This window comes from Mycobacterium sherrisii (genome assembly GCF_002102355.1).
GTDB lineage: Bacteria > Actinomycetota > Actinomycetes > Mycobacteriales > Mycobacteriaceae > Mycobacterium > Mycobacterium sherrisii.
Genome location: NZ_LQPT01000057.1, coordinates 1 through 17,449 on the forward strand (window position 1 = coordinate 1; position 17,449 = coordinate 17,449).

Here is a 17,449-nt window from a genome sequence, read left to right on the forward strand (position 1 = left end):
GGCGGCCCTGACCGCCTGAACCACCAAACTCGAAGAATCACACGACGACGTCCTACACCACGTCCCTGGACTTGACCCGGTCAAACCCTGCGAGCTGAACGTTCGCCGGTGCTCGCCGCTGAGCGACTTGCGCCGTGGCGGCTATGACCTCGGGGGCCAATCATTGCGTTCACCTCAGCCTCCCGGGACGAGTAGTTGATCTGCATCTTGCAGTCGACCCCTCGGTATAACGCGACGGACCCCAATCGGCCGGCCTCCCTCGTCAACGCTGTGATCGACGGTATCCAGGTGACTTCCATGCCCGACAAGACTGGTCCAACCATCGATTGGACTCCATTCGGGAAACCGACTTCCGCCATCACTCGCCGTCCTTATTTCGTCGAGCTGAACACGATTTATGTGGTTGCTACGGCCGGGGGTGCCAATACTCCGCACCGCGCATTTGCAAAATACCCGCGTGCGCGATGGGGAAATACCTTTCGATCCGGCCACGCACGGACTCTAAGAACTGGTCGGTTGTGGGGAAGTCAGGCAAGGCAGTCTCCCGAACCGCATCGAGCGGAACGCCCTGCCGCAGTCCGAATCTAGGAAGGTACTGCCACATACCGGACTGATCATGTGGTCCGAATACGTTGAGAGCGTGCAGCGGAGCGATCATGCAATTGATCGAACCCTCTCGACTAGAGTCATAATTCTGTATTTTGCAATCGACGGATCGGAAGTACACGACCGCGCCCGTCCGGCCCCAGTCGTCTACGTCGGCATCGAATTCGTCGACTTGGAAGCCCAGTTCGCTCAATAGCGGCTCGACAATCCGGCGCACTTTGGTCAGGAACTCCTGCATATCATTCAATCGTTTAGAGGTTCACCAATGTCCGGAAGTAAGGCGATGTCTTCCGGTTGGCCGTCACGGAAAATTGCGGCGAGCTCGCGCACCCGCCTTTTCGCCCAGTCGACGCTGAATCGGCTCAAGACCTGAAACTCATACCGGAAGCGCTCGGAACAATCGCCAACCAATTTTGCAGCTTGGTCCGCCACCACGCCCTCGGTGTACCAGTACAGAATGTCATCGAGGCTCCCCACCCGGTCAAATCCCAATTGGCCGCGCTCAAAGAAGGTAACGTGATACAAGCCGTCGTCGGCGACATAAATATTCAGACCGTCGCGCGTTCGAAGCCCGATTGGCATAGACGGAACCCCAAGGCTGTCCGACAGCCGATCGATCTCGGCTTGAACTTCCGAGGCGGACCGACAGCGGTGCACTACTGCCTCCCGACCACCACGGCATGCGCCGAGTCGAAGTAACGAAGGATACGCTCCTTCGTAATCCATTCGAGCCAGGTCGACGTGGTTTCAAAATTTGCGCGTTCAGCACGAAGATTTTTCACCAACTCTTCCAACGATACAATGGGCTGTGTTTCAAGATCGCTGAAATATCGCCACTTTCCCGAGTCGTCGTAGGCGCCATGCTTGTTCGGTGCGTCGAGTGGGCCGATCATGGCGTTCACTTCACCCTCCCGGGACGAGTAATAGATCTGGATCTTGCAGTCCACACCTCGGTAAATCACAACCCAGCCCGTTCGGCCTCCCTCGTCAACACTTTCGTCGACGGTATCCAGGGTGAACCCCATGCCCGACAAGACTGGCCCAACGATCGATTGGACTTCGAGCGTGAAACCGCCTGTCTCCATCATTGGACCCTTAAATTGGCTCCCCGATATCAGGAAGGAGTGCGATGTCTTCTGGTTGGCCGTTGCGAAAAACTGCGGCGAGCTCGCGCACCCGCCTTTTCGCCCACTCAACATCGAATTGACTTAAGATCTGGAACTCATACGCAAACCGCTCCGCGCGGTCTCCAATCATTTTTGCAGCTCTCTGCGTCACCACGCCTTCTGTATACCAGTAGAGCAAGTCGTTGAGGCTACCCACTCTATCGAAGCCTAACTTGCCGCGCTCATAGAAAGCGAAATGATATGAACCGTCCTCGCCGACATAGATATTCAAGTCGTCCTTCGTTCTGAAACCGACGAGCATGGGCTGGACACCAAGCTGCTCAGATAACCGATTTATCTCGGTTTGCAGTTGCGAAGACTTATCGTCCCAGGCGCGGCCCATAGTCATCAAGAATTCCCCTGTCTACCAACTCTTTTACACTTACTCTCACACCGTCTGGGCCCACGATCATGTATTGCACCGCGCCTGGCGATGGCGTCTGGCCGTAATACGCCTGTACTGGTCCTTCCAAGATTTGCCAACCTGGTGGCAGCGGCTTTCCAGTGACTATGTACCGGTTGTAGTCTCCGCCGACCGACTCCGGCGCCAAGGCGCGATCGGGAAAAGGGGTGCCATCGGGCGCAAGATAGCGGCCATACTCCGATCCGAAGCGGTCGATGATTGCACCCTCGGGCAGCTGGACCGGCCGCGGAACATAACCGAGCGGAAAACCATCGTTCAACGGGTAGTTGCGCGCTTGCGGAGTTCCGAATTCAGATACGAAGTCATCCCAAGGCATCCCGCCCGTAGGGTGCCACCCGCGTACAACAGATAAGGGTGCACCACCTTCAGTGACGACTTCTGCGGGAAGGCCCGCCCTCACCAAGGCTCCCTCCGGACCGAAAATCATTCCCGGCACCGCGAAAGCTGCATCTGCCCCTTTGCCGCCGAGATAGTAGGCGGGGCTCGGCGAGTCCAACGCGCCCCTGACCTCCTCGACCGCGGCGCCCACTGGGTTTTGAACGGTCTCCAAGGTTCCCTTGACCATCTGCGTCCATGACTCGAGCACGCCCGGCGCCCCGGGTCCGCCCACCCCGAGAAGGTTGTGGATGCCTTGCTCGGTGGCCCGCCAGCGATCGCCGAATCCTTCACCAAAGCCCGGTGGCGGCGGGGCCTTCGGCTCGGGCGGGATGTAGTTGGGCATGCCGTTGTCGACGTATCGCTGGGCCGCGGCAACAACCTCGTTCAGGCGTGCTTCGACCTGATCCGGCGGCACGCCGTCACCAAGCATCACATTGCGTAACAACCCCTTGGCGGTCTCCACGTCCGCGGGATTCAGCGGCTGGGGTGGCAACCGGCCGGCGGGCAACAGCATGTCCTGCCAGGTCTTGGGCTTGCCAACGGCGCCGGCGGCGATCGGCGCACCTTTTGGCGGGGCACCGCTCGGAGCGACGGCTGCTGCAGGCGGAGCCTTCGGTGGGGCCTCAGATGGCGCATGGCCCGGCGGAGTCCCGGCCGCAGTGGGGGGCATCACCAGGTCCTGCCACGTCTTCGGGGTACTGCGGGAAGCTGCCGGGTCCCCCGGCCCGGCACCGGCCGGCGTGGCATCCGCGGCACCGGGCGGCATCACCAGGTCTTGCCAGGTCTTCGGCTTGCCCCCGGGCGCGCGGTTCGTCGCGCCTTGCGCGGTGGGAGCACCGCCCGGCGCGGATCCGCCGGCGTTCAGCGGCGCTCCACCAACGGCTGCGGCGATCGCGGCGGCTAGCTCATGATCGGCCGTGTGGGCGTGCACCTTGCAGGCGTTGAGCTCGCTCTGCAAGATCTCCAGCTGATGGGCCAGATCGATTCTATTTGCCGGAATCCCTTTGGGCCCCGGATCAATTCGCCAGTCCGATGTGATTGCCCAACCGTTCGCCTGAGCGGCCCGCTCGATGCCGTCCAGCTCACTCTTGCACGCACTCACGTCGGCCTCGGCACGCTCCACCGCTGCTGCCACCTGTTTGGCCTCGGCGCCGTCGGCCTCGATATCGCGACGAACCTTGCCCACGTCGGCGCGAAACGCGTCGCCCGCCTCGCCTTGCCACTCGGCGAGAACGTCGTGCGCCTGCTGCAAGTTGTCGCCCAACCGCTGCAATGTTGCGGCGCGCCCGCTCGCTGTCTGGAACACCGCGCGGATTGCGCTGAGATCCCAGCGCTTGACGTCAGCAGGAGTCAGCGACCCCACTCGCTACCCCTGCTCCAGCACCGACCTGAGCGCGCCGGCCGACTCGTCCTCGCTTTTGGAATAGCCGACCATCGCCTCGGCGACGTGGGTCCCCAACTGCCCCACGCGAAGCCGGTGCCGGCTGTTCTGCGTCTCCCACCGCGCCGCGAGCTGAGACAGTGCCAGCTGGGAGGAGCCGACCCAGCCCGGCGCGGCACCGGCCAGCCCGTCCTCGTGGCCAACGAAGTCGACAGCGGCCTCGCCGATCCCATTGAGTACATGGTTGCTGCCCACCTGCAGCGCGACAAGCTCTACATCCAGCTCATCAGCCACGACGACCCCCCTCCGGTCCCCAGCACGGTGTCGTGAAGCTTAGCTCGTTTCGTCGGGCCCCGCCCTTCACCTGTCTGGGACGGCCACGCCCTACGATTCGCAGGTGACTCGTCGACATCCTCTTGACCGATATGCCGGTTCCTGGGCACTGGTCACCGGCAGCGCCCGGCAGGAAGGACTGGGTTTTGCTTATGCGCGGGAGATCGCCGGCCGTCGCATCAATGTTGTCCTCGTGGACATCCTCGCCGAGGAATTGACCGCCCGTGCGGCGACGCTTCGAACCGAGTACGGCATCCAAGTCCGCACCATCGCTGCCGATCTCGGCGACTTGGCGGTCTATCCGCGGATCCTGGACGAAGTGGCCGACGTCGACATCGACGTTCTGGTCTGCAACCACATGTACACGCCCAAGGACACACCGAAGATCCTCGATATGCCGCTGGATGTGCACAACGCGATGATCGACATCAATGCGCGAGCGTACGTCAACCTGATCTACCGTTTCGCCCATCTGATGAAACCGCGCGGACGAGGGGCCATCGTCATCGTTTCGTCGGGGTCCGGCCTGATTCCCGCGCCGTACACCGGCGCATACGCCGCCAACAAGGCATTTCAACTCGTCTTCGGTGAGGTGCTGTGGTACGAGACCCGCGGGACCGGCATCGACGTCCTGGTCATGTCCGCGGGTCTGATGGACACACAGGGTGATGCGTTCGCACGGTATCCGCGGTGGCAGATCGCCGACCCTCGCGACGCCGCGGCGGAGACGCTCAAAGCCGTAGGCCGCAAGCATCTCGTCATGCCCGGGTACCCAAACCGGTTGGTCACTCTGTTGAACACCCGGATCATGCCGCGCCGTCGTGCCGTGACGTTCATGGGCACGTTTATGGAACGCGGGTTGGGCAAGGGTTCCAGCTAGCCGGGCACAGGCGGTGAAACCCGTTGTCTGTCAGTGCTCGTCCCTATGATCGACTCATGCATCGGGTGTCCTGCATCGCTGACGCGGCATGAAGACGGCGTTTCTGTTCCTGCCGCTGTACTTCGGACTCCTGGTTGGTTTCATCGGGCACCGCGTCTCGCTCGGCCTGGTAGGAGCATGCTGCGGACTTCTCCTCGCGGGCTTGATCCAACCGGCCTACCGCCGCTCGCGGCGGCTGCGAGCCGACACGGCCATCAGGGAAATTGACGCGATGAACGGCGTGGAGTTCGAAGACTACATTGCCGCCCGGATCCAGCGGGCCGGCTGGCAGGTCGACTTTACTCCGGCCGTGGGCGATTACGGCGTCGATCTGATCGTCCACAAAGACGGCGAATACGTGGCGGTCCAATGCAAGCGGCATGCGAAAACAGTTGGCGTTGCCGCCGTTCAGCAGGTGGTCGCGGGCGCTCGGCACCACGGGTGCACCCGGAGCATCGTGGTCAGCAATCAGGAATTCACCGCTGCAGCAAAGCAATTGGCATACACACACGGCTGCCAGTTGATCGGGCGCAAGGCGCTGCAAAATTGGGTACCCGCGCCCACCAACGTGCTGGGTAACTGAGGCCTGCGGTTACCGGACCCCCAGGGCGCCAAGGTATTCGATCCATGGTGTCGATAGCGGCTGCCAGCGGCGCCGTGTCGCGGCGGATTTGGGCGAGTAGCAGGCCACCCTGGACTGCGGCCAGCATCGCAAGTGCCAGATTGTCGACGTCAGTGCCGTCGGGGATTTCGCCGCGTGCGGCGATGGCGTCCAGTCCGTCGCGAATCATGTTTTCCCACTGGGCAAACGACCGCTCGAGTTGGGCACGCACGAGCGGATCGGTTTCGGCGAGTTCGCCGGCCAGTGATCCGATCGGGCATCCTCCGACGCAACCCAGGCCGCGCACTGTGTTGACCATGATGTCGCGCCACCGGCGCAGGTCTTCGAGGCTCTCCAGGCGATCCAGTCCTAGCTGCTGCACCGCGAGAACCTGGTCGGTCTGGAAGTCGATGACTGCGGCGACGAGGGCGCCCTTGTCGGCGAAATAGTGATACATCTGCGAGGTGCTGATCCCCGCGGCATGCTGAATGTCTTCGATCGTGGTGCGGGCTACCCCGTGGCGGGACATCAGCTCGGCGGCGGCCGCCACGATCCGTTCGCGGGTAGCGCGCCCCTTCGGCGTCAGTTTTTCCGGTGCGGCTGTCGGCATTCGCAACCCCCTCTCGGCCGCCATTCGACTCGGACGGCAATGGGAGTGTCAACTCCAGTCTAGGCGATTTTGGAGTTGACACTCCATTTTTCTACTCGCAAGGTATCGGATGTCGACCATGCCGGGTTTGCTGTGACGCCGGCCTATGTGTGAAAGGACTGCAATGACCACCGCTGCCGACGCCAACATCACCACCATCGCCGATCGCGTGGCCAAGCTTCAGGAGGGGATGGCGGGGAAGGTCCCCGACGAGATAGTTGACGTGTTCAGCGCCGAGCAGACGGAGCTAGGCGAACGGGGAATTCCCGCGGGCATCGCCGAACCCGGGGACATACTCGGCGATTTCACCCTTCTCGACGTGCATGGCGCGTCCACGACGCTGTCGACCGCTCGGGCCGGCCGCGTCGCCGTCGTCGTGCTCTATCGCGGTGCGTGGTGCCCGTACTGCAATTTGGCGCTGCACGCCTATCAGGAAGACCTGGTTCCGGCGCTGGCCGACAGGGGCGTCGAGCTCGTCGCGATCAGCCCGCAGAAGCCGGACGGATCGCTGTCCATGAAAGAGAAGAACGAGCTCACGTTCACGGTGCTGTCGGATCCGGGCAACACGATCGCCAAGCGGTTGGGCGTGCTGACCGCGCCAACAGACAAGGCCCGGGCCGCCCAGCGCGCCATGGGCATCTCGTTGACCGACGTAAATGCCGATGGCAGCCACGACGTGCCCATGCCGACTGTCGTCATCGTGGACGCCGCGGGGGTGATCCGCTGGATTGATGTGCACCCCAACTACACGACACGCACCGAAGTCGGCGACATCCTCGCCGCCCTCAACGCCCTCCACTGACCGGCCGACAAACGCACAACCTCCGAAACCTAAGGAGCCCTTCGTGTCTCACGATTTCATCGGTCAATCGGTGCTCATCACCGGAAGCACCAGCGGCATTGGCCATGCGGCTGCCCAGCAGTTCGCGTCCCGCGGCGCACACGTGATCGTCAGCGGTCGCGACAAGACACGTGGTGATGCCGTGGTCACCAAGATCCGTGAGAGCGGTGGCCAGGCAGATTTTGTCGCCGCCGAGCTCGGCCAGATCGGCGGCGTCCGCGCACTAGCCGCCGAAACGACCCGGCTGGTCGGCCACGTCGATGTCTTGGTGAACAACGCCGGGCTCTTCCCGATGGGCCCGACTACACAAGTGACCGTCGACGACTTCGATGCGGTGTTCGACGTCAACGTCCGCGCCCCCTATTTCCTTGTCGCCGAGCTTGCGCCGCGGATGGCCGAGCGCGGCGGCGGCGCGATCGTCAACGTCAGCACGATGGTTGCCAACTTTGGCGCTTCCGGAATGTCGCTCTACGGGTCGAGCAAGGCTGCCATGCAATTACTCACCAAGGCATGGGCGGCCGAGTTCGGCCCGTCTGGAGTGCGGGTCAACGCAGTAAGCCCCGGCCCTACCGACACCGAGGGCACCGCAGGGATGCAAGACATGCTCAATGAGATGGCCGCGGCGCTGCCCTCGCGGAAGGTCGGCACTCCCGCCGACATCGCGAACGCGATCGTCTTCTTGGCCTCGCCGGCCGCGAGCCAGATCCACGGCGCCGTTCTGCCCGTTGACGGGGGCCGTATCGCGGTCTGAAACCGTCGCACCGCGTCGCCGATCGCACGGGTTACGAATTCGGGTTGTCCCGTGTGATTAGCGCAGTGGTTTCCGCGGATACCGGCGCCTCGAGAAATCCCGTGAGCCCATCGACCACGCCGCTGACGAACAGGGCGAAGGGGACGACTGCGTCATCGCGGCGGATCGCCCGCTCGCGTTCGGCGGCGATGTGCACCGCGAGATCTTGGGCGTGCTGAATTCGCATGACACGCACCGGGTCCGGCAGGTGTGATAGCAGGCGCTGCATCCCGGAGGTGAACTCTTCCTGCGACCGCATCGCATCCGATTGGAACAGGAAGAAGTCGACCTGCCCACTGCGCTGCAGCTGCTCGACAAACGACACATACGAGCTGTCCGGCGACTCCGCGAACTCGAGCAGCGGCAGGACGTGCGCCTCCAGTTGCGCGCGCAGATTGTTGGGATCCGCTCGGGCCCGTAGCAGCGCGCGTCGTTGCATCAGGTCGTTGATTCGGTAGGCGAAGATCGCCCGCAGCAGGCCGTCTTTGGATCCGAAGTGGTAACGGATGGCCGAGTTGTTCGAGGACCCGGCCTCCATCGAGATCTGGCGCAACGAGACGCCCGCGAGTCCGTGCTGGGCAAAAAGCCGCTCGGCGGACAGCACCAGTTGCAACGCGGTGGCCGGCGCGGGGTCCTTGCGGTGTGCTCACCAGCAGATCATTGCGCATCGGCCGCCACCGAGTGGTCGAGGGAGTGGGGCCGGCGAGCCCAGAGCGTTGGGGTTGGAACTTGACCCGACGCCTCGACGATCTGTTGGTTGAAGTTGCGAACGGTACGGGCGCCAACGGCCATACTGACTCCTAGCGTGATCAAAACAGGAGGCTGCGGTGACGATCTCGGTGCTGGTAGTGACCGCCGTGTTTTTCTTGGGCATGGGCATCTATGCATTGGCGGCTCCGGCGGCGTTGATTCGGGTATTCGGCATCACGCTGCCCAAGCCGGAATCCCGCGCCGAGGTACGTGCCGTCTACGGCGGCTTCGGGCTCGCGATCGCAGGGGCATTGGCATTCGCGGCCCAGCAATCGGACACTGGGTCGCCTCGAACGGGAATCATGATCGCCGTCGGCCTGGCCCTGGCGGGTATGGCATTCGGCCGGCTGGTTTCCGCGGTCATCGACGGCCGAACTCCGTTCTATCCCAACTGGTTTTACTTTCTCGTAGAGGTGGTGGGCGCCACCGCGCTGCTGCTTACGGCGGGGGGATGACTACGGTCGAACGGCCACCACGGGATCCGGATGCCGTCAGCCGTCGTCACATGCTGCGGCTGGTCGGCAACGTCGGGTTGGCCGCCACCATTGCCGCCTGCGCACCGCCAAGCGTGGCGGATCCCGCCCGGCCGAATCCTGTTGCCGCACCGCTACTCTGCCGTGACGCCTGGGGTGCCCGCCCGGCGCGGCCTGGTGGACGAGTCCATACGATCACCCGGATGACGCTGCACCACGAAGCTGTGGTGCTCGGCGACAACCGCAATAGTCCCGGTCGGCTGCGCCAGGACCAGCGCTATCACCAGGATCAGCTGGGCTGGATCGACATCGCCTATCACGTTGGGGTGGACCGCAACGGCAACATCTACGCACTGCGCGGCACCGAGTATGCGGGTGACACCGCGACGGACTACAACACCACGGGCCATTTCCTCGTTTTGTGTGAGGGCGACTTTGATCGCGAGGAGGTGTCGGAGGCCCAGCTGCACGGTGCCGCGTTGGCATTCGCCTGGGCCGCACAACGCTTCGTCATCGCGCCCGATACCCTGGCGGGCCATCGGGACCTCGCCAACACGTCATGCCCGGGGGCCAACCTGTATGCCCATCTGAGCTCCGGTGACTTGAAGCGGCGCATCACCAACCTGCTGGCCGCCGGACCGGTCAACCTGCAGTCGTTCTGTGGACCCGAAGCGGCCGAGCGAGTCGCAGCAATCGAGGCCGGCCACTAGTAGCCGTGCTCAGTGCACCCGTTCTATGGCGGTGCACCGCATGCCGTCGATGGTCAACAGCACCGCGCCCATCGTCATCGGCCCTGACGCCAACCGGTACGGCGGCAACGCGCCATAGTCCTCGCCGCGGATCTCGGCCACCCAATGCTCCGGGTCGATGCCGATGACACCGCCTGTCGCGCCGGTCATTCCGACGTCGGTGACCAGCGCGGTGCCCCCGGGCAGCAGATGCAACGGCAGCGTCGCCTCGTGGGTGTGGGTACCTAACACCGCGGCGGCAGTGCCGGCAACAGCGTGGGCGAATGCCTGCTTTTCGTTGATGCTCAACCCGTGGAAATCCACGACGACCGCGCCGCTCCGGTCAATCGACTGCCACGCCTGCCACGGGGACGTCAGGTGTTGTCGTCCGGTCAACCATCGGCTGAACAGCGGCTCCGGCTCGACCACGGCGGTCCTGCTCATCAGGTTGACCACGGTGAAATCCATTCCCGAGACGTTCAATTGGAGCACCCCGGAGCCGGGCAGGCCGTCGGGCATGTTGAACGGGCGTAGCACCCTCGGGTGGGCGAGCACCTTCTCCACGTCCGCCATATCCCCGTCCCAGGAATGATTGCCCCCGGTGATGACGTCGACGCCCGACTCCAACAGGCGCTCTGCCGCTTCGACACTGAGCCCAAAGCCGGTTCGGATACGGGGTCCGCTGCGCTGCGCGTTCTCCGCGTTGACCACGGCAAGGTCCACCTCGCATTGCGAACGCAGCCCGGGCATGCGCGCGCAGACATAATCGAGCGCAGCCGGACCGACGACATCCCCGAGAAAAAGCACGCGGGCCATGTTCCCCCATTCGTCAGCGGGCCTGGTGATCCCGGGCACGGCCCCGGTGTACGCACCACGGATGGCCAACTGGCAACGGGGCGGTTACACGACGTGGTGTATCCGGCTACTTGTTCGCCGAAAACTGTTGATATGCCGCGAATTTGAGATGTGCCTCACTTATCCGCATGACGGCCACGCACATTCCCCTGGTGTTAACGCCCGCGTCAACGACGTTCGGTATCGCGGTCGCATAGATCCTGAAACTCCAGGAGGTATTTGACGGTTCCTCGCCATCAGGGAGAAGTACATGACACGGACCCTGGATGCCAGCACGACGGCCGCCCGGACACCAGTGGATCCGATCGAGGAAGCTCTCGACAACGCCCCGCTGAGCTTGTTTCACCTCAAGGCCGCCGCGACCGCGGGCGCCGGCTTTTTCACTGATGCCTACGACCTCAACGTCATCGGCACCGTCATCTTGCTGGTCAAGCCTGAGTTTGGGCTGAGTTCCGGACAGGTGGCGCTGCTGACCAGCTCGGCCCTGCTGGCGGTGGCCATCGGCGCGTTCGTCTTCGGCCGGCTCGGCGATCTGCTCGGCCGGCGCACCGTGTACGGCCTGGAGGCCGCCATCATGGTGGTCGGTGCATTGCTGTCGGCGTTCGCACCAAACTTCACCTGGTTGCTGGTGGCCCGGTTCATCCTCGGTGTCGGTATCGGCGGCGACTACCCCGCGTCCAGTGTGATCACGACGGAGTACGCCAATCGCTTCAACCGCGGCCGGGTTGTCGGCTTCGCGTTCCTGTTTTTCGCGTTGGGTCAGGTCGCGGCATACCTTGCGGCGCTGCTCATTCTGGCGACGGGAACGCCGCATGAGCTGGCCTGGCGGCTCATTCTGGGCCTCGGTGCGCTGCCGGCGCTGTTGGTGTTGTGGAATCGCCGACACATGCCGGAGTCGCCGCGCTGGACATTGCGAGTCGCCCGGGACCGCGAACGCGCCGAAAGCGACCTGTCAGCGTTCTCGGCGACCACACCGCTTGCCGCCGCCACCAGCAAGGCACGGGTCAAGGTCCGGCTCTTTGAGGTGCTGACCAACCGGCCCTTTCTGATCACGCTGATCGGCACCGGCGGCAGTTGGTTCTTCTTCAACATCGCCACCTACGGCAACGCGGTGAGCCAACCGCTGCTGATCAAAAGCATCTCGCCGTCGACCGCGACCATCACCAATGTGGCGATCAATGCCGTGCTGATGATCTGCTTTGGCCTGAGCGGTGCGCTCGTCGGGTTGACGGTGGTGGATCGATTGCGCCGCACCACCCTGCAGATCTCGGGATTGGCGTTGTGCGCGGCGTCGATGTTGCTGATCACCGTAATTCCGGGATTGACCCATACCGTCATCGCGTTCGCGGCGGTGTTTGGACTGTCGTTATTCGGCACCACCTTCGGCCCGAACTATGCGCTGATCTTGCTCGGCGCGGAGTGCTATCCCACCACCGTGCGCAGCACCGGGCACGGGTTGTCGTCGTGCCTGGGCAAAGTGGGCGGTTTCATCGGCGCTCTGCTGACGCCCTTGGTGCTGAGCGGAATGGGGCTGCGCATCACCACGCTGCTAGCCGGTGTGTGCTTCCTGCTCGCGGGTGCCGCAACGCTGGTGCTGCGCGACCCATCCAGGGTCCCACTGGATGACGCGAGCGCTGGTATGCGCTGGGGGGTGCGAGCAGCGCCCACGGAAGGTCTGGGTGCATAGCCCTAAGTGGTGGCATAGCCGGAGTTAACAACGACATGCGTCATTCGCTCGCCGCGTTTTCTGGAAGCGAACTCGGTGTCAACCGTTCCTGCTATTTGGCTTGGTGCCGCGACCGCCATTCCTGCCACAACAGGGACGGGGTCTGGTACCAGACCGACTTCGATGCACCTACGGCGTCCCGGCTCGTGACCTCCGGCGTCCGCACAATATGCACAACGCGATCTTCATCCATGTATTTGACCCAACGCTCGTCGTAGGACAGCACATAGACCGGTTCTTTCACTTTCGCAGCGACAGTCAACCTCTCCTTCGGAAGCCAAACACCCGAACTGAGCCAAAAAAGTAGTGGCGCAGCCACGAACATGACAGCCCACGCCTGCGCCATTCCCGTGTTTACTTTTTCGGCGGCCGGATGGGAGAAGTGACGCATCAACACCACGCCAACCATGCACGAGACCAGCACGACGAAGCATCCGAGATTGATAAGGATGTATCGCAACGGCATCGCAAAAAAGTCGATGAATCCAACGAGAAGGAGAAGCAACACAAGAGATGGCCATCGACCAGGCTTTCGTGCGGACCCTACCTTGACGATGATGCTGAAAAAGAGCCACCACGTTAGGAGAGAGCTTCCAAGTGGAATGATCGTTGCCAGCACCAACGCCGTAACATTCAGATTTTGCATTAGCGATTTGAGGGTCTCAGTGTTTCCGCGTGCGAGGGTCATCAGGCGCAAGCAAGCGAAAATGGCTGGAAGTAGACCAAGAAGCCAGATCGAGAATGTCCAGTCTAGGGGCGTTCCGGACTGCCGGCCTGAAACGCTAATCATCTGGCGTCCGAGTTGGGCGGTGGACGCGAATGGTCGCCAAACCGTTACACGATCCGATTGATGTTGCCGCTGCGGTGGATCGGTGTGTGTTATGGGCGTAGAGTCTTCTGTCATTAGGGCCCCGTTGGTGCCTGTCAGAACTGACGACCGGTTTGGTGTTCGGAGAACCGTCAGACTACCTGCAAAAGATATCGGCAGGGTGAATTTGGGCAATTGCATCGCCACTGTTCACGATCCCCATAAACTTCGACGGTTTGATTGGGCCAGTCGCTCAAACCGCGTTCGCGGGAAGCGGCCCAGGATCGAAATTGGCGCCCTCGCCATTCCATTGGTGCTCGGCGGATGGGGCTGCGCACGATGACCCGGTTGGCCGGCGTCTATTTTTCACTCGCGGGTATCGCGACGAAGATGTTGTCATGGTTGCCATGTCGCGAGCGCCGCTACGAGCTCGCAACGACGCCGTCGGACCGGAGGTAACTGTCGATCACGCTCTGCGGCAAGGCCTCTGCACTTGGGACAATTCCTGAGACGGCCGGGCTACTGCGAGCGGCTCGCCCGCCGGGTGGTTCTATGCGCCGAGGTCTACGAAGACCGTTGGTGTGCGCCCCTGCGAGTTTCTGTCCATTGTCGGTCCTCGAACAGGATGCCGCCCGCGGTCATCGCCACCTTCGATCGGGGTGGCCGGAACTTTCAAAAAATTCGCCGCAGGTCTACTGACGATGAGACACAACGTATTTGGGATGCACACGCCAACCACGCGGCCGACGACAAGCGCGCTCTTGTGCAGCGCGCTGCACACGTTCTACTCAGGACCACCCACGACCACCGAGCCACAGCGGCGGTTCCTGGCCGTTGTACATGCTCTTGGGATGCCATCGTTGTCGACGCGACAGCCGGGCGGCGTGGTGCTCGGCGACGTCCTTCAGGTACTCGACGTCATCGCTGGTCCAGGGGTGCTGGCCGGTGCCGTCCAACGACCACCGGGGTTGGCCGTCCTGCTCGTAGCGGGTTATCCGGTAGCGCGAGGCGACGTGCCTACCGTTGTCATCAACCTGCCAGTCCAGCAGCCGCGGTTGTAGGGCCTCGCGGGTCGGATGCGTCCACTCCCAGGGATGGGTTATGCGGATCTCGATGAATTCGCCACCCATGAATCAACATTAATAGGAGTGATCGCTGCGCGTCACACTCAACGTCGACGGATTTACGCTCCGCTTTTCGTGGTCAGCCCGCGTTGCTTGAAACCGACGGGCTCGTAGGAGTCGTCGAGGTGGTTGAGGTCGTGGGAGTCGCCGAGGTTGTTGAGGTCGTCGGACTGGTAGACGTCACGGGACTCGTGGGGGTCGTGGAGCTTGTCGACCGCGCCGGACTGGTAGGAGTCGTCGGGGTCGTGGGAGCCGTCGGGCTCGCCGGGCTGGTTGGCGTGGTAGTGGCAAGGCCTGGTCCCTCGCCACACCAGTCGGCCACATCTTTCGGGTACTGCTCGAGCGGCGGAGGACAACGCTGCCCCGGGGGGAAATTGGCGCCGGCGTTGAGGAGATCGCATGGGACGTAGACCTGCTTGCCCGTAGGGGTGTTGGTCAGGCACTTCGTCGGCGGCGCGCCGTGGGCCGTGACGGGAATGACGGCCGCCGCCGCCACCGCGCCGAGCCCCAACGCAAGGCCGCGATAGGTCATGAGAGCTCCTCGTTCTGCCGCAAAAGTCATCACTGAGTTCACATAGTGACGGCTGAGCAAACAACATTCTGCCTTGCATCCAACCGAATGCTGTCTTGCGTTCGTTCGCGAGGGCATCGACACGTCGAGCATGGCGGGCCGTCCTATCGAACCTGGACTCGAATTGGAACCGAGTGATGAGGGGCGGTCAGCCACGCGCAAAGCCGCCGGGCACGCGAAGAGCGTGTCGGCTGGTTACGTCGCTCGACGGCTCAACGGCATTGGCGCGGCGGATCCGCATGCGACCGAGGCGACCACCACTGTTGCGCCTGCACTTGGCATTTCGCAAGAAAGCGCCAGGCCCGGGCGAACGAGTCCGGGCCTGGCGCTCAATCCATCTGGTGCGCGGGATGCATCGCAGAAGCCGTTGCACCCCAGTGGCTTAACCCCTTGACCGCGGACCGATCATCGCTGGCCCGTCGCTCCGGGCTTCATGTCTCCCGGCTTCATGTCCCCGGGCTTCATGTCCCCGGGCTTCATGTCGGCACAGCAATCCTTCGCTTCGTGCGCCGTCGCCGCGTGGGCCATCTGTAGGGGTGCGTGCTCGCTCCAGTCCAAGAAGTAACCGGAGAAGAAAATCGCGCCGACGACAAATAACCCGCCGGCCACGATGCCCACCCAGGCGAGGGCTTGGTTGAGGCGAGACGGACGGTGGCGCACTGTGCCGGGATCATGTGACGGGTGTGAAGCGTCGGTTGTATCTGCCATAGCTGTACCTCCAATACGGGACCAAACGCCGCCATGCTACCCCACCCTGGGTGGGGTGGGGTCGGGTACACTGGCGACGTTCACCTAATCAACAGCGGTGCGGTGCTACCGGCGGAAGGGAACCGCGATGTCCGATGAGTTGACGGCTAAAAAGCGATCCGCGCTGAATCGGCTCAAAACGGTGCGTGGCCACCTCGACGGGATCATCCGAATGCTGGAGACCGACGCCTACTGCGTGGATGTCATGAAGCAGATCTCGGCGGTGCAGTCTGCATTGGAGCGAACCAACCGCGTTATGCTGCACAACCATTTGGAGACCTGTTTCTCCGATGCCGTGGTGGGCGGAAAGGGCCAGAAAGCGATAGCCGAATTAGTCGATGCCCTCAAGTTCAGCTCGGCGTTGACTGGTCCCGACACGCACTTGAACGGAACGACTCGCGACGAGGCGATGCAACCCGGCAATGCAGCTTCGCAGTAGTTTGGTCCTCCTCCGCGTCGTGCGCGAAAGCAGTCCATTGGCCGCCCGACGGCGCTGAATCAGCCGAAGTTGCCCTGGCGCAACGGATGCATGCGAGCGGCGAGGCGGCCGACGCCATCGCCTTAGTCAGCGATGCGCCTCAATGAGCGCGGCAACCGCCTTCTGTGCATCCTTGGTGGACAGCGGGTGCGCTGCGAGCATTTCCGCGATCATCATCGCTACCGGTGTGGTCCACAGCAGCATCCCCAACGCGGCGGCATGTTCGCCATCGGTCGCGGCGTCTAATCGCGCCATCATGTTGGCCAACGCCGTGCCGAGACGTTGCATGAGCCGCCCCTCAAGCGCGCCACGCAACTGCTTGCTGGCGATCAGAATCTCCAATCCCGCCATTGCTTTTGGATTGGCGAACGCTTCCCACGTCGCCCGCACCAGTTCTTCGGTGTCCGTGACTTGCGCCGGATCGGCTAACAGGTCGAGTGACGCGCTGAGGCGGTCAACTGCATCTTCGATTACCGCGGTCAACAGACCATCGCGGTCGCCGAAGTGATGTTGGATGACACCCCAACTCAACCCGGCTCGTTCAATGATGTGCCGCGCGCTGGCCGCAGAGAAGCCTTCCTCACGAATGCACCGGACCGTCTCGTCGATGAGTAATTCGCGGGTCCGGTCCCCGCGCTCCTGCCGCCCGGTACTTGGACGACGCGGTGCAGTACGTGCCCGTTCCGTCATCTCCGCAATCCGCCCCGCTCAGCGCGTTGCCTCATGCACAGCACCTTAGGGTCAAGGCCCTTGTCAGGAAAACATTGCATGTGCCATGCTTTGCGCATGCAGCTACCCGCCCAGCGGATGGTAGGACCATGACAGAGACGATCAACGCCGATGAACACCAGCGGAGGCGCGGGTTCTCGTCACTGCAAAAGTCGTTGTTCGGAGTTCTGGCATTCTTCTTCGCAATCCATATCGTCTTCTGGTTTCTCGAATTTCACGGTGGGGTTTCTCATTGTCGGCGTCGTCTGAAAACTGACCCCGTGTCGACGCCCGAATTTTGACCCCCTGCGACCGGTTCTCGGCTTCTAGCTGAGAGGAGAAGGGAGTTGTTGGCTGTGGAGGATTGGGCTGAGATCGGCAGATTGCATCGAG

Annotated in this window: 22 protein-coding genes; 8 read left to right on the forward strand and 14 right to left on the reverse strand. The window is 62.8% G+C overall.

What is annotated here, in order from left to right:
• Positions 1-406 precede the first annotated feature (406 nt).
• The 6 genes from AWC25_RS09460 to AWC25_RS09485 all read right to left on the reverse strand — a co-directional run bounded on the left by AWC25_RS09460 (position 407) and on the right by AWC25_RS09485 (position 4,249).
• The gene (locus AWC25_RS09460; protein WP_069403120.1) at positions 407-844 is read right to left on the reverse strand and encodes a hypothetical protein; all 438 of its coding nucleotides are present in this window, start codon (positions 842-844) and stop codon (positions 407-409) included.
• A gap of 5 nt (positions 845-849) precedes the next feature.
• On the reverse strand, positions 850-1,188 hold the full coding sequence (locus AWC25_RS09465) for a hypothetical protein (RefSeq protein ID WP_069403122.1): 339 nt from the start codon (positions 1,186-1,188) through the stop codon (positions 850-852).
• 74 nt (positions 1,189-1,262) lie between these two features.
• Entirely contained in the window at positions 1,263-1,691 is a 429-nt protein-coding gene (locus AWC25_RS09470; protein WP_157118408.1) for a hypothetical protein, read from the reverse strand.
• 10 nt (positions 1,692-1,701) lie between these two features.
• The gene (locus tag AWC25_RS09475; RefSeq protein ID WP_069403121.1) at positions 1,702-2,034 is read right to left on the reverse strand and encodes a hypothetical protein; all 333 of its coding nucleotides are present in this window, start codon (positions 2,032-2,034) and stop codon (positions 1,702-1,704) included.
• 58 nt (positions 2,035-2,092) lie between these two features.
• A complete protein-coding gene (locus tag AWC25_RS09480; protein WP_085166683.1) occupies positions 2,093-3,937 on the reverse strand; it encodes a glycohydrolase toxin TNT-related protein in 1,845 nt (614 codons plus the stop codon).
• 3 nt (positions 3,938-3,940) lie between these two features.
• Positions 3,941-4,249: an RNA 2'-phosphotransferase gene (locus tag AWC25_RS09485; RefSeq protein ID WP_232327394.1), complete on the reverse strand. Its 309-nt coding sequence runs from the start codon at positions 4,247-4,249 to the stop codon at positions 3,941-3,943.
• Positions 4,250-4,352: 103 nt separating this feature from the next.
• On the opposite strand from AWC25_RS09485, the gene AWC25_RS09490 reads away from it, so the two are divergent.
• The gene (locus AWC25_RS09490) at positions 4,353-5,168 is read left to right on the forward strand and encodes an SDR family NAD(P)-dependent oxidoreductase (RefSeq protein WP_158089733.1); all 816 of its coding nucleotides are present in this window, start codon (positions 4,353-4,355) and stop codon (positions 5,166-5,168) included.
• 88 nt (positions 5,169-5,256) lie between these two features.
• Complete coding sequence (locus AWC25_RS09495) at positions 5,257-5,790, forward strand: restriction endonuclease (protein WP_069402992.1); 534 nt, start codon at positions 5,257-5,259, stop codon at positions 5,788-5,790.
• Here AWC25_RS09495 and AWC25_RS09500 read toward each other — a convergent pair.
• Positions 5,684-6,418 carry a TetR/AcrR family transcriptional regulator gene (locus AWC25_RS09500; protein ID WP_085166684.1) on the reverse strand — a complete coding sequence of 245 codons (735 nt, stop codon included), beginning with the start codon at positions 6,416-6,418 and terminating at the stop codon, positions 5,684-5,686. The genes AWC25_RS09495 and AWC25_RS09500 overlap by 107 nt on opposite strands.
• 163 nt (positions 6,419-6,581) lie before the next feature.
• On the opposite strand from AWC25_RS09500, the gene AWC25_RS09505 reads away from it, so the two are divergent.
• Positions 6,582-7,259, forward strand: coding sequence for a peroxiredoxin-like family protein (locus AWC25_RS09505; protein ID WP_069402990.1), 678 nt, complete (start codon positions 6,582-6,584; stop codon positions 7,257-7,259).
• A 43-nt stretch (positions 7,260-7,302) separates the two neighbouring features.
• Positions 7,303-8,049, forward strand: coding sequence for an SDR family NAD(P)-dependent oxidoreductase (locus AWC25_RS09510; RefSeq protein WP_232327393.1), 747 nt, complete (start codon positions 7,303-7,305; stop codon positions 8,047-8,049).
• Positions 8,050-8,080: 31 nt separating this feature from the next.
• On the opposite strand, the gene AWC25_RS09515 is transcribed toward AWC25_RS09510, so the two are convergent.
• A complete protein-coding gene (locus AWC25_RS09515) occupies positions 8,081-8,692 on the reverse strand; it encodes a TetR/AcrR family transcriptional regulator (RefSeq protein WP_211281033.1) in 612 nt (203 codons plus the stop codon).
• A 223-nt stretch (positions 8,693-8,915) separates the two neighbouring features.
• Here AWC25_RS09515 and AWC25_RS09520 point away from each other — a divergent pair, with 223 nt between their 5' ends.
• Together AWC25_RS09520 and AWC25_RS09525 are read left to right on the forward strand one after the other, a co-directional pair.
• The gene (locus tag AWC25_RS09520) at positions 8,916-9,293 is read left to right on the forward strand and encodes a DUF4345 domain-containing protein (protein WP_176234659.1); all 378 of its coding nucleotides are present in this window, start codon (positions 8,916-8,918) and stop codon (positions 9,291-9,293) included.
• The gene (locus AWC25_RS09525) at positions 9,290-10,021 is read left to right on the forward strand and encodes an N-acetylmuramoyl-L-alanine amidase (protein ID WP_244899484.1); all 732 of its coding nucleotides are present in this window, start codon (positions 9,290-9,292) and stop codon (positions 10,019-10,021) included. Before AWC25_RS09520 ends, AWC25_RS09525 begins: the two co-directional genes overlap by 4 nt.
• 9 nt (positions 10,022-10,030) lie before the next feature.
• Here AWC25_RS09525 and AWC25_RS09530 read toward each other — a convergent pair whose 3' ends face one another.
• Entirely contained in the window at positions 10,031-10,855 is an 825-nt protein-coding gene (locus AWC25_RS09530) for a YmdB family metallophosphoesterase (protein WP_085166686.1), read from the reverse strand.
• Positions 10,856-11,144: 289 nt separating this feature from the next.
• On the opposite strand from AWC25_RS09530, the gene AWC25_RS09535 reads away from it, so the two are divergent.
• Positions 11,145-12,581, forward strand: a complete 1,437-nt coding sequence (locus AWC25_RS09535; RefSeq protein WP_085166687.1) for an MFS transporter — start codon at positions 11,145-11,147, stop codon at positions 12,579-12,581.
• A gap of 91 nt (positions 12,582-12,672) precedes the next feature.
• Here AWC25_RS09535 and AWC25_RS09540 read toward each other — a convergent pair whose 3' ends face one another.
• The 4 genes from AWC25_RS09540 to AWC25_RS09555 all read right to left on the reverse strand — a co-directional run bounded on the left by AWC25_RS09540 (position 12,673) and on the right by AWC25_RS09555 (position 15,831).
• The gene (locus tag AWC25_RS09540) at positions 12,673-13,308 is read right to left on the reverse strand and encodes a hypothetical protein (RefSeq protein WP_142278763.1); all 636 of its coding nucleotides are present in this window, start codon (positions 13,306-13,308) and stop codon (positions 12,673-12,675) included.
• A 908-nt stretch (positions 13,309-14,216) separates the two neighbouring features.
• Positions 14,217-14,558, reverse strand: coding sequence for a hypothetical protein (locus tag AWC25_RS26780; RefSeq protein ID WP_061558699.1), 342 nt, complete (start codon positions 14,556-14,558; stop codon positions 14,217-14,219).
• A gap of 53 nt (positions 14,559-14,611) precedes the next feature.
• Positions 14,612-14,863 carry a hypothetical protein gene (locus AWC25_RS09550; protein WP_069402986.1) on the reverse strand — a complete coding sequence of 84 codons (252 nt, stop codon included), beginning with the start codon at positions 14,861-14,863 and terminating at the stop codon, positions 14,612-14,614.
• A gap of 665 nt (positions 14,864-15,528) precedes the next feature.
• The gene (locus AWC25_RS09555) at positions 15,529-15,831 is read right to left on the reverse strand and encodes a hypothetical protein (RefSeq protein WP_142278764.1); all 303 of its coding nucleotides are present in this window, start codon (positions 15,829-15,831) and stop codon (positions 15,529-15,531) included.
• A gap of 127 nt (positions 15,832-15,958) precedes the next feature.
• On the opposite strand from AWC25_RS09555, the gene AWC25_RS09560 reads away from it, so the two are divergent.
• Positions 15,959-16,309: a metal-sensitive transcriptional regulator gene (locus AWC25_RS09560; RefSeq protein WP_069402984.1), complete on the forward strand. Its 351-nt coding sequence runs from the start codon at positions 15,959-15,961 to the stop codon at positions 16,307-16,309.
• 126 nt (positions 16,310-16,435) lie between these two features.
• Here the strand turns inward: AWC25_RS09560 and AWC25_RS09565 are convergent, their stop codons facing one another.
• Positions 16,436-17,038, reverse strand: coding sequence for a TetR/AcrR family transcriptional regulator (locus AWC25_RS09565; protein WP_069402983.1), 603 nt, complete (start codon positions 17,036-17,038; stop codon positions 16,436-16,438).
• Positions 17,039-17,449: the final 411 nt, after the last annotated feature.

Excerpts from the sequence above, each read along its gene's own strand:
- AWC25_RS09525 (WP_244899484.1), top strand. The coding sequence starts at position 9,290 with ATGACTACGGTCGAACGGCCACCACGGGATCCGGATGCCGTCAGCCGT.
- AWC25_RS09460 (WP_069403120.1), bottom strand. The coding sequence starts at position 844 with ATGCAGGAGTTCCTGACCAAAGTGCGCCGGATTGTCGAGCCGCTATTG.
- AWC25_RS09495 (WP_069402992.1), top strand. The coding sequence starts at position 5,257 with ATGAAGACGGCGTTTCTGTTCCTGCCGCTGTACTTCGGACTCCTGGTT.
- AWC25_RS09505 (WP_069402990.1), top strand. The coding sequence starts at position 6,582 with ATGACCACCGCTGCCGACGCCAACATCACCACCATCGCCGATCGCGTG.
- AWC25_RS09555 (WP_142278764.1), bottom strand. The coding sequence starts at position 15,831 with ATGGCAGATACAACCGACGCTTCACACCCGTCACATGATCCCGGCACA.
- AWC25_RS09560 (WP_069402984.1), top strand. The coding sequence starts at position 15,959 with ATGTCCGATGAGTTGACGGCTAAAAAGCGATCCGCGCTGAATCGGCTC.
- AWC25_RS09500 (WP_085166684.1), bottom strand. The coding sequence starts at position 6,418 with ATGCCGACAGCCGCACCGGAAAAACTGACGCCGAAGGGGCGCGCTACC.
- AWC25_RS09530 (WP_085166686.1), bottom strand. The coding sequence starts at position 10,855 with ATGGCCCGCGTGCTTTTTCTCGGGGATGTCGTCGGTCCGGCTGCGCTC.
- AWC25_RS09540 (WP_142278763.1), bottom strand. The coding sequence starts at position 13,308 with ATGACCCTCGCACGCGGAAACACTGAGACCCTCAAATCGCTAATGCAA.
- AWC25_RS09475 (WP_069403121.1), bottom strand. The coding sequence starts at position 2,034 with ATGCTCGTCGGTTTCAGAACGAAGGACGACTTGAATATCTATGTCGGC.
- AWC25_RS09565 (WP_069402983.1), bottom strand. The coding sequence starts at position 17,038 with ATGACGGAACGGGCACGTACTGCACCGCGTCGTCCAAGTACCGGGCGG.
- AWC25_RS09465 (WP_069403122.1), bottom strand. The coding sequence starts at position 1,188 with ATGCCAATCGGGCTTCGAACGCGCGACGGTCTGAATATTTATGTCGCC.
- AWC25_RS09470 (WP_157118408.1), bottom strand. The coding sequence starts at position 1,691 with ATGGAGACAGGCGGTTTCACGCTCGAAGTCCAATCGATCGTTGGGCCA.
- AWC25_RS26780 (WP_061558699.1), bottom strand. The coding sequence starts at position 14,558 with ATGGGTGGCGAATTCATCGAGATCCGCATAACCCATCCCTGGGAGTGG.
- AWC25_RS09535 (WP_085166687.1), top strand. The coding sequence starts at position 11,145 with ATGACACGGACCCTGGATGCCAGCACGACGGCCGCCCGGACACCAGTG.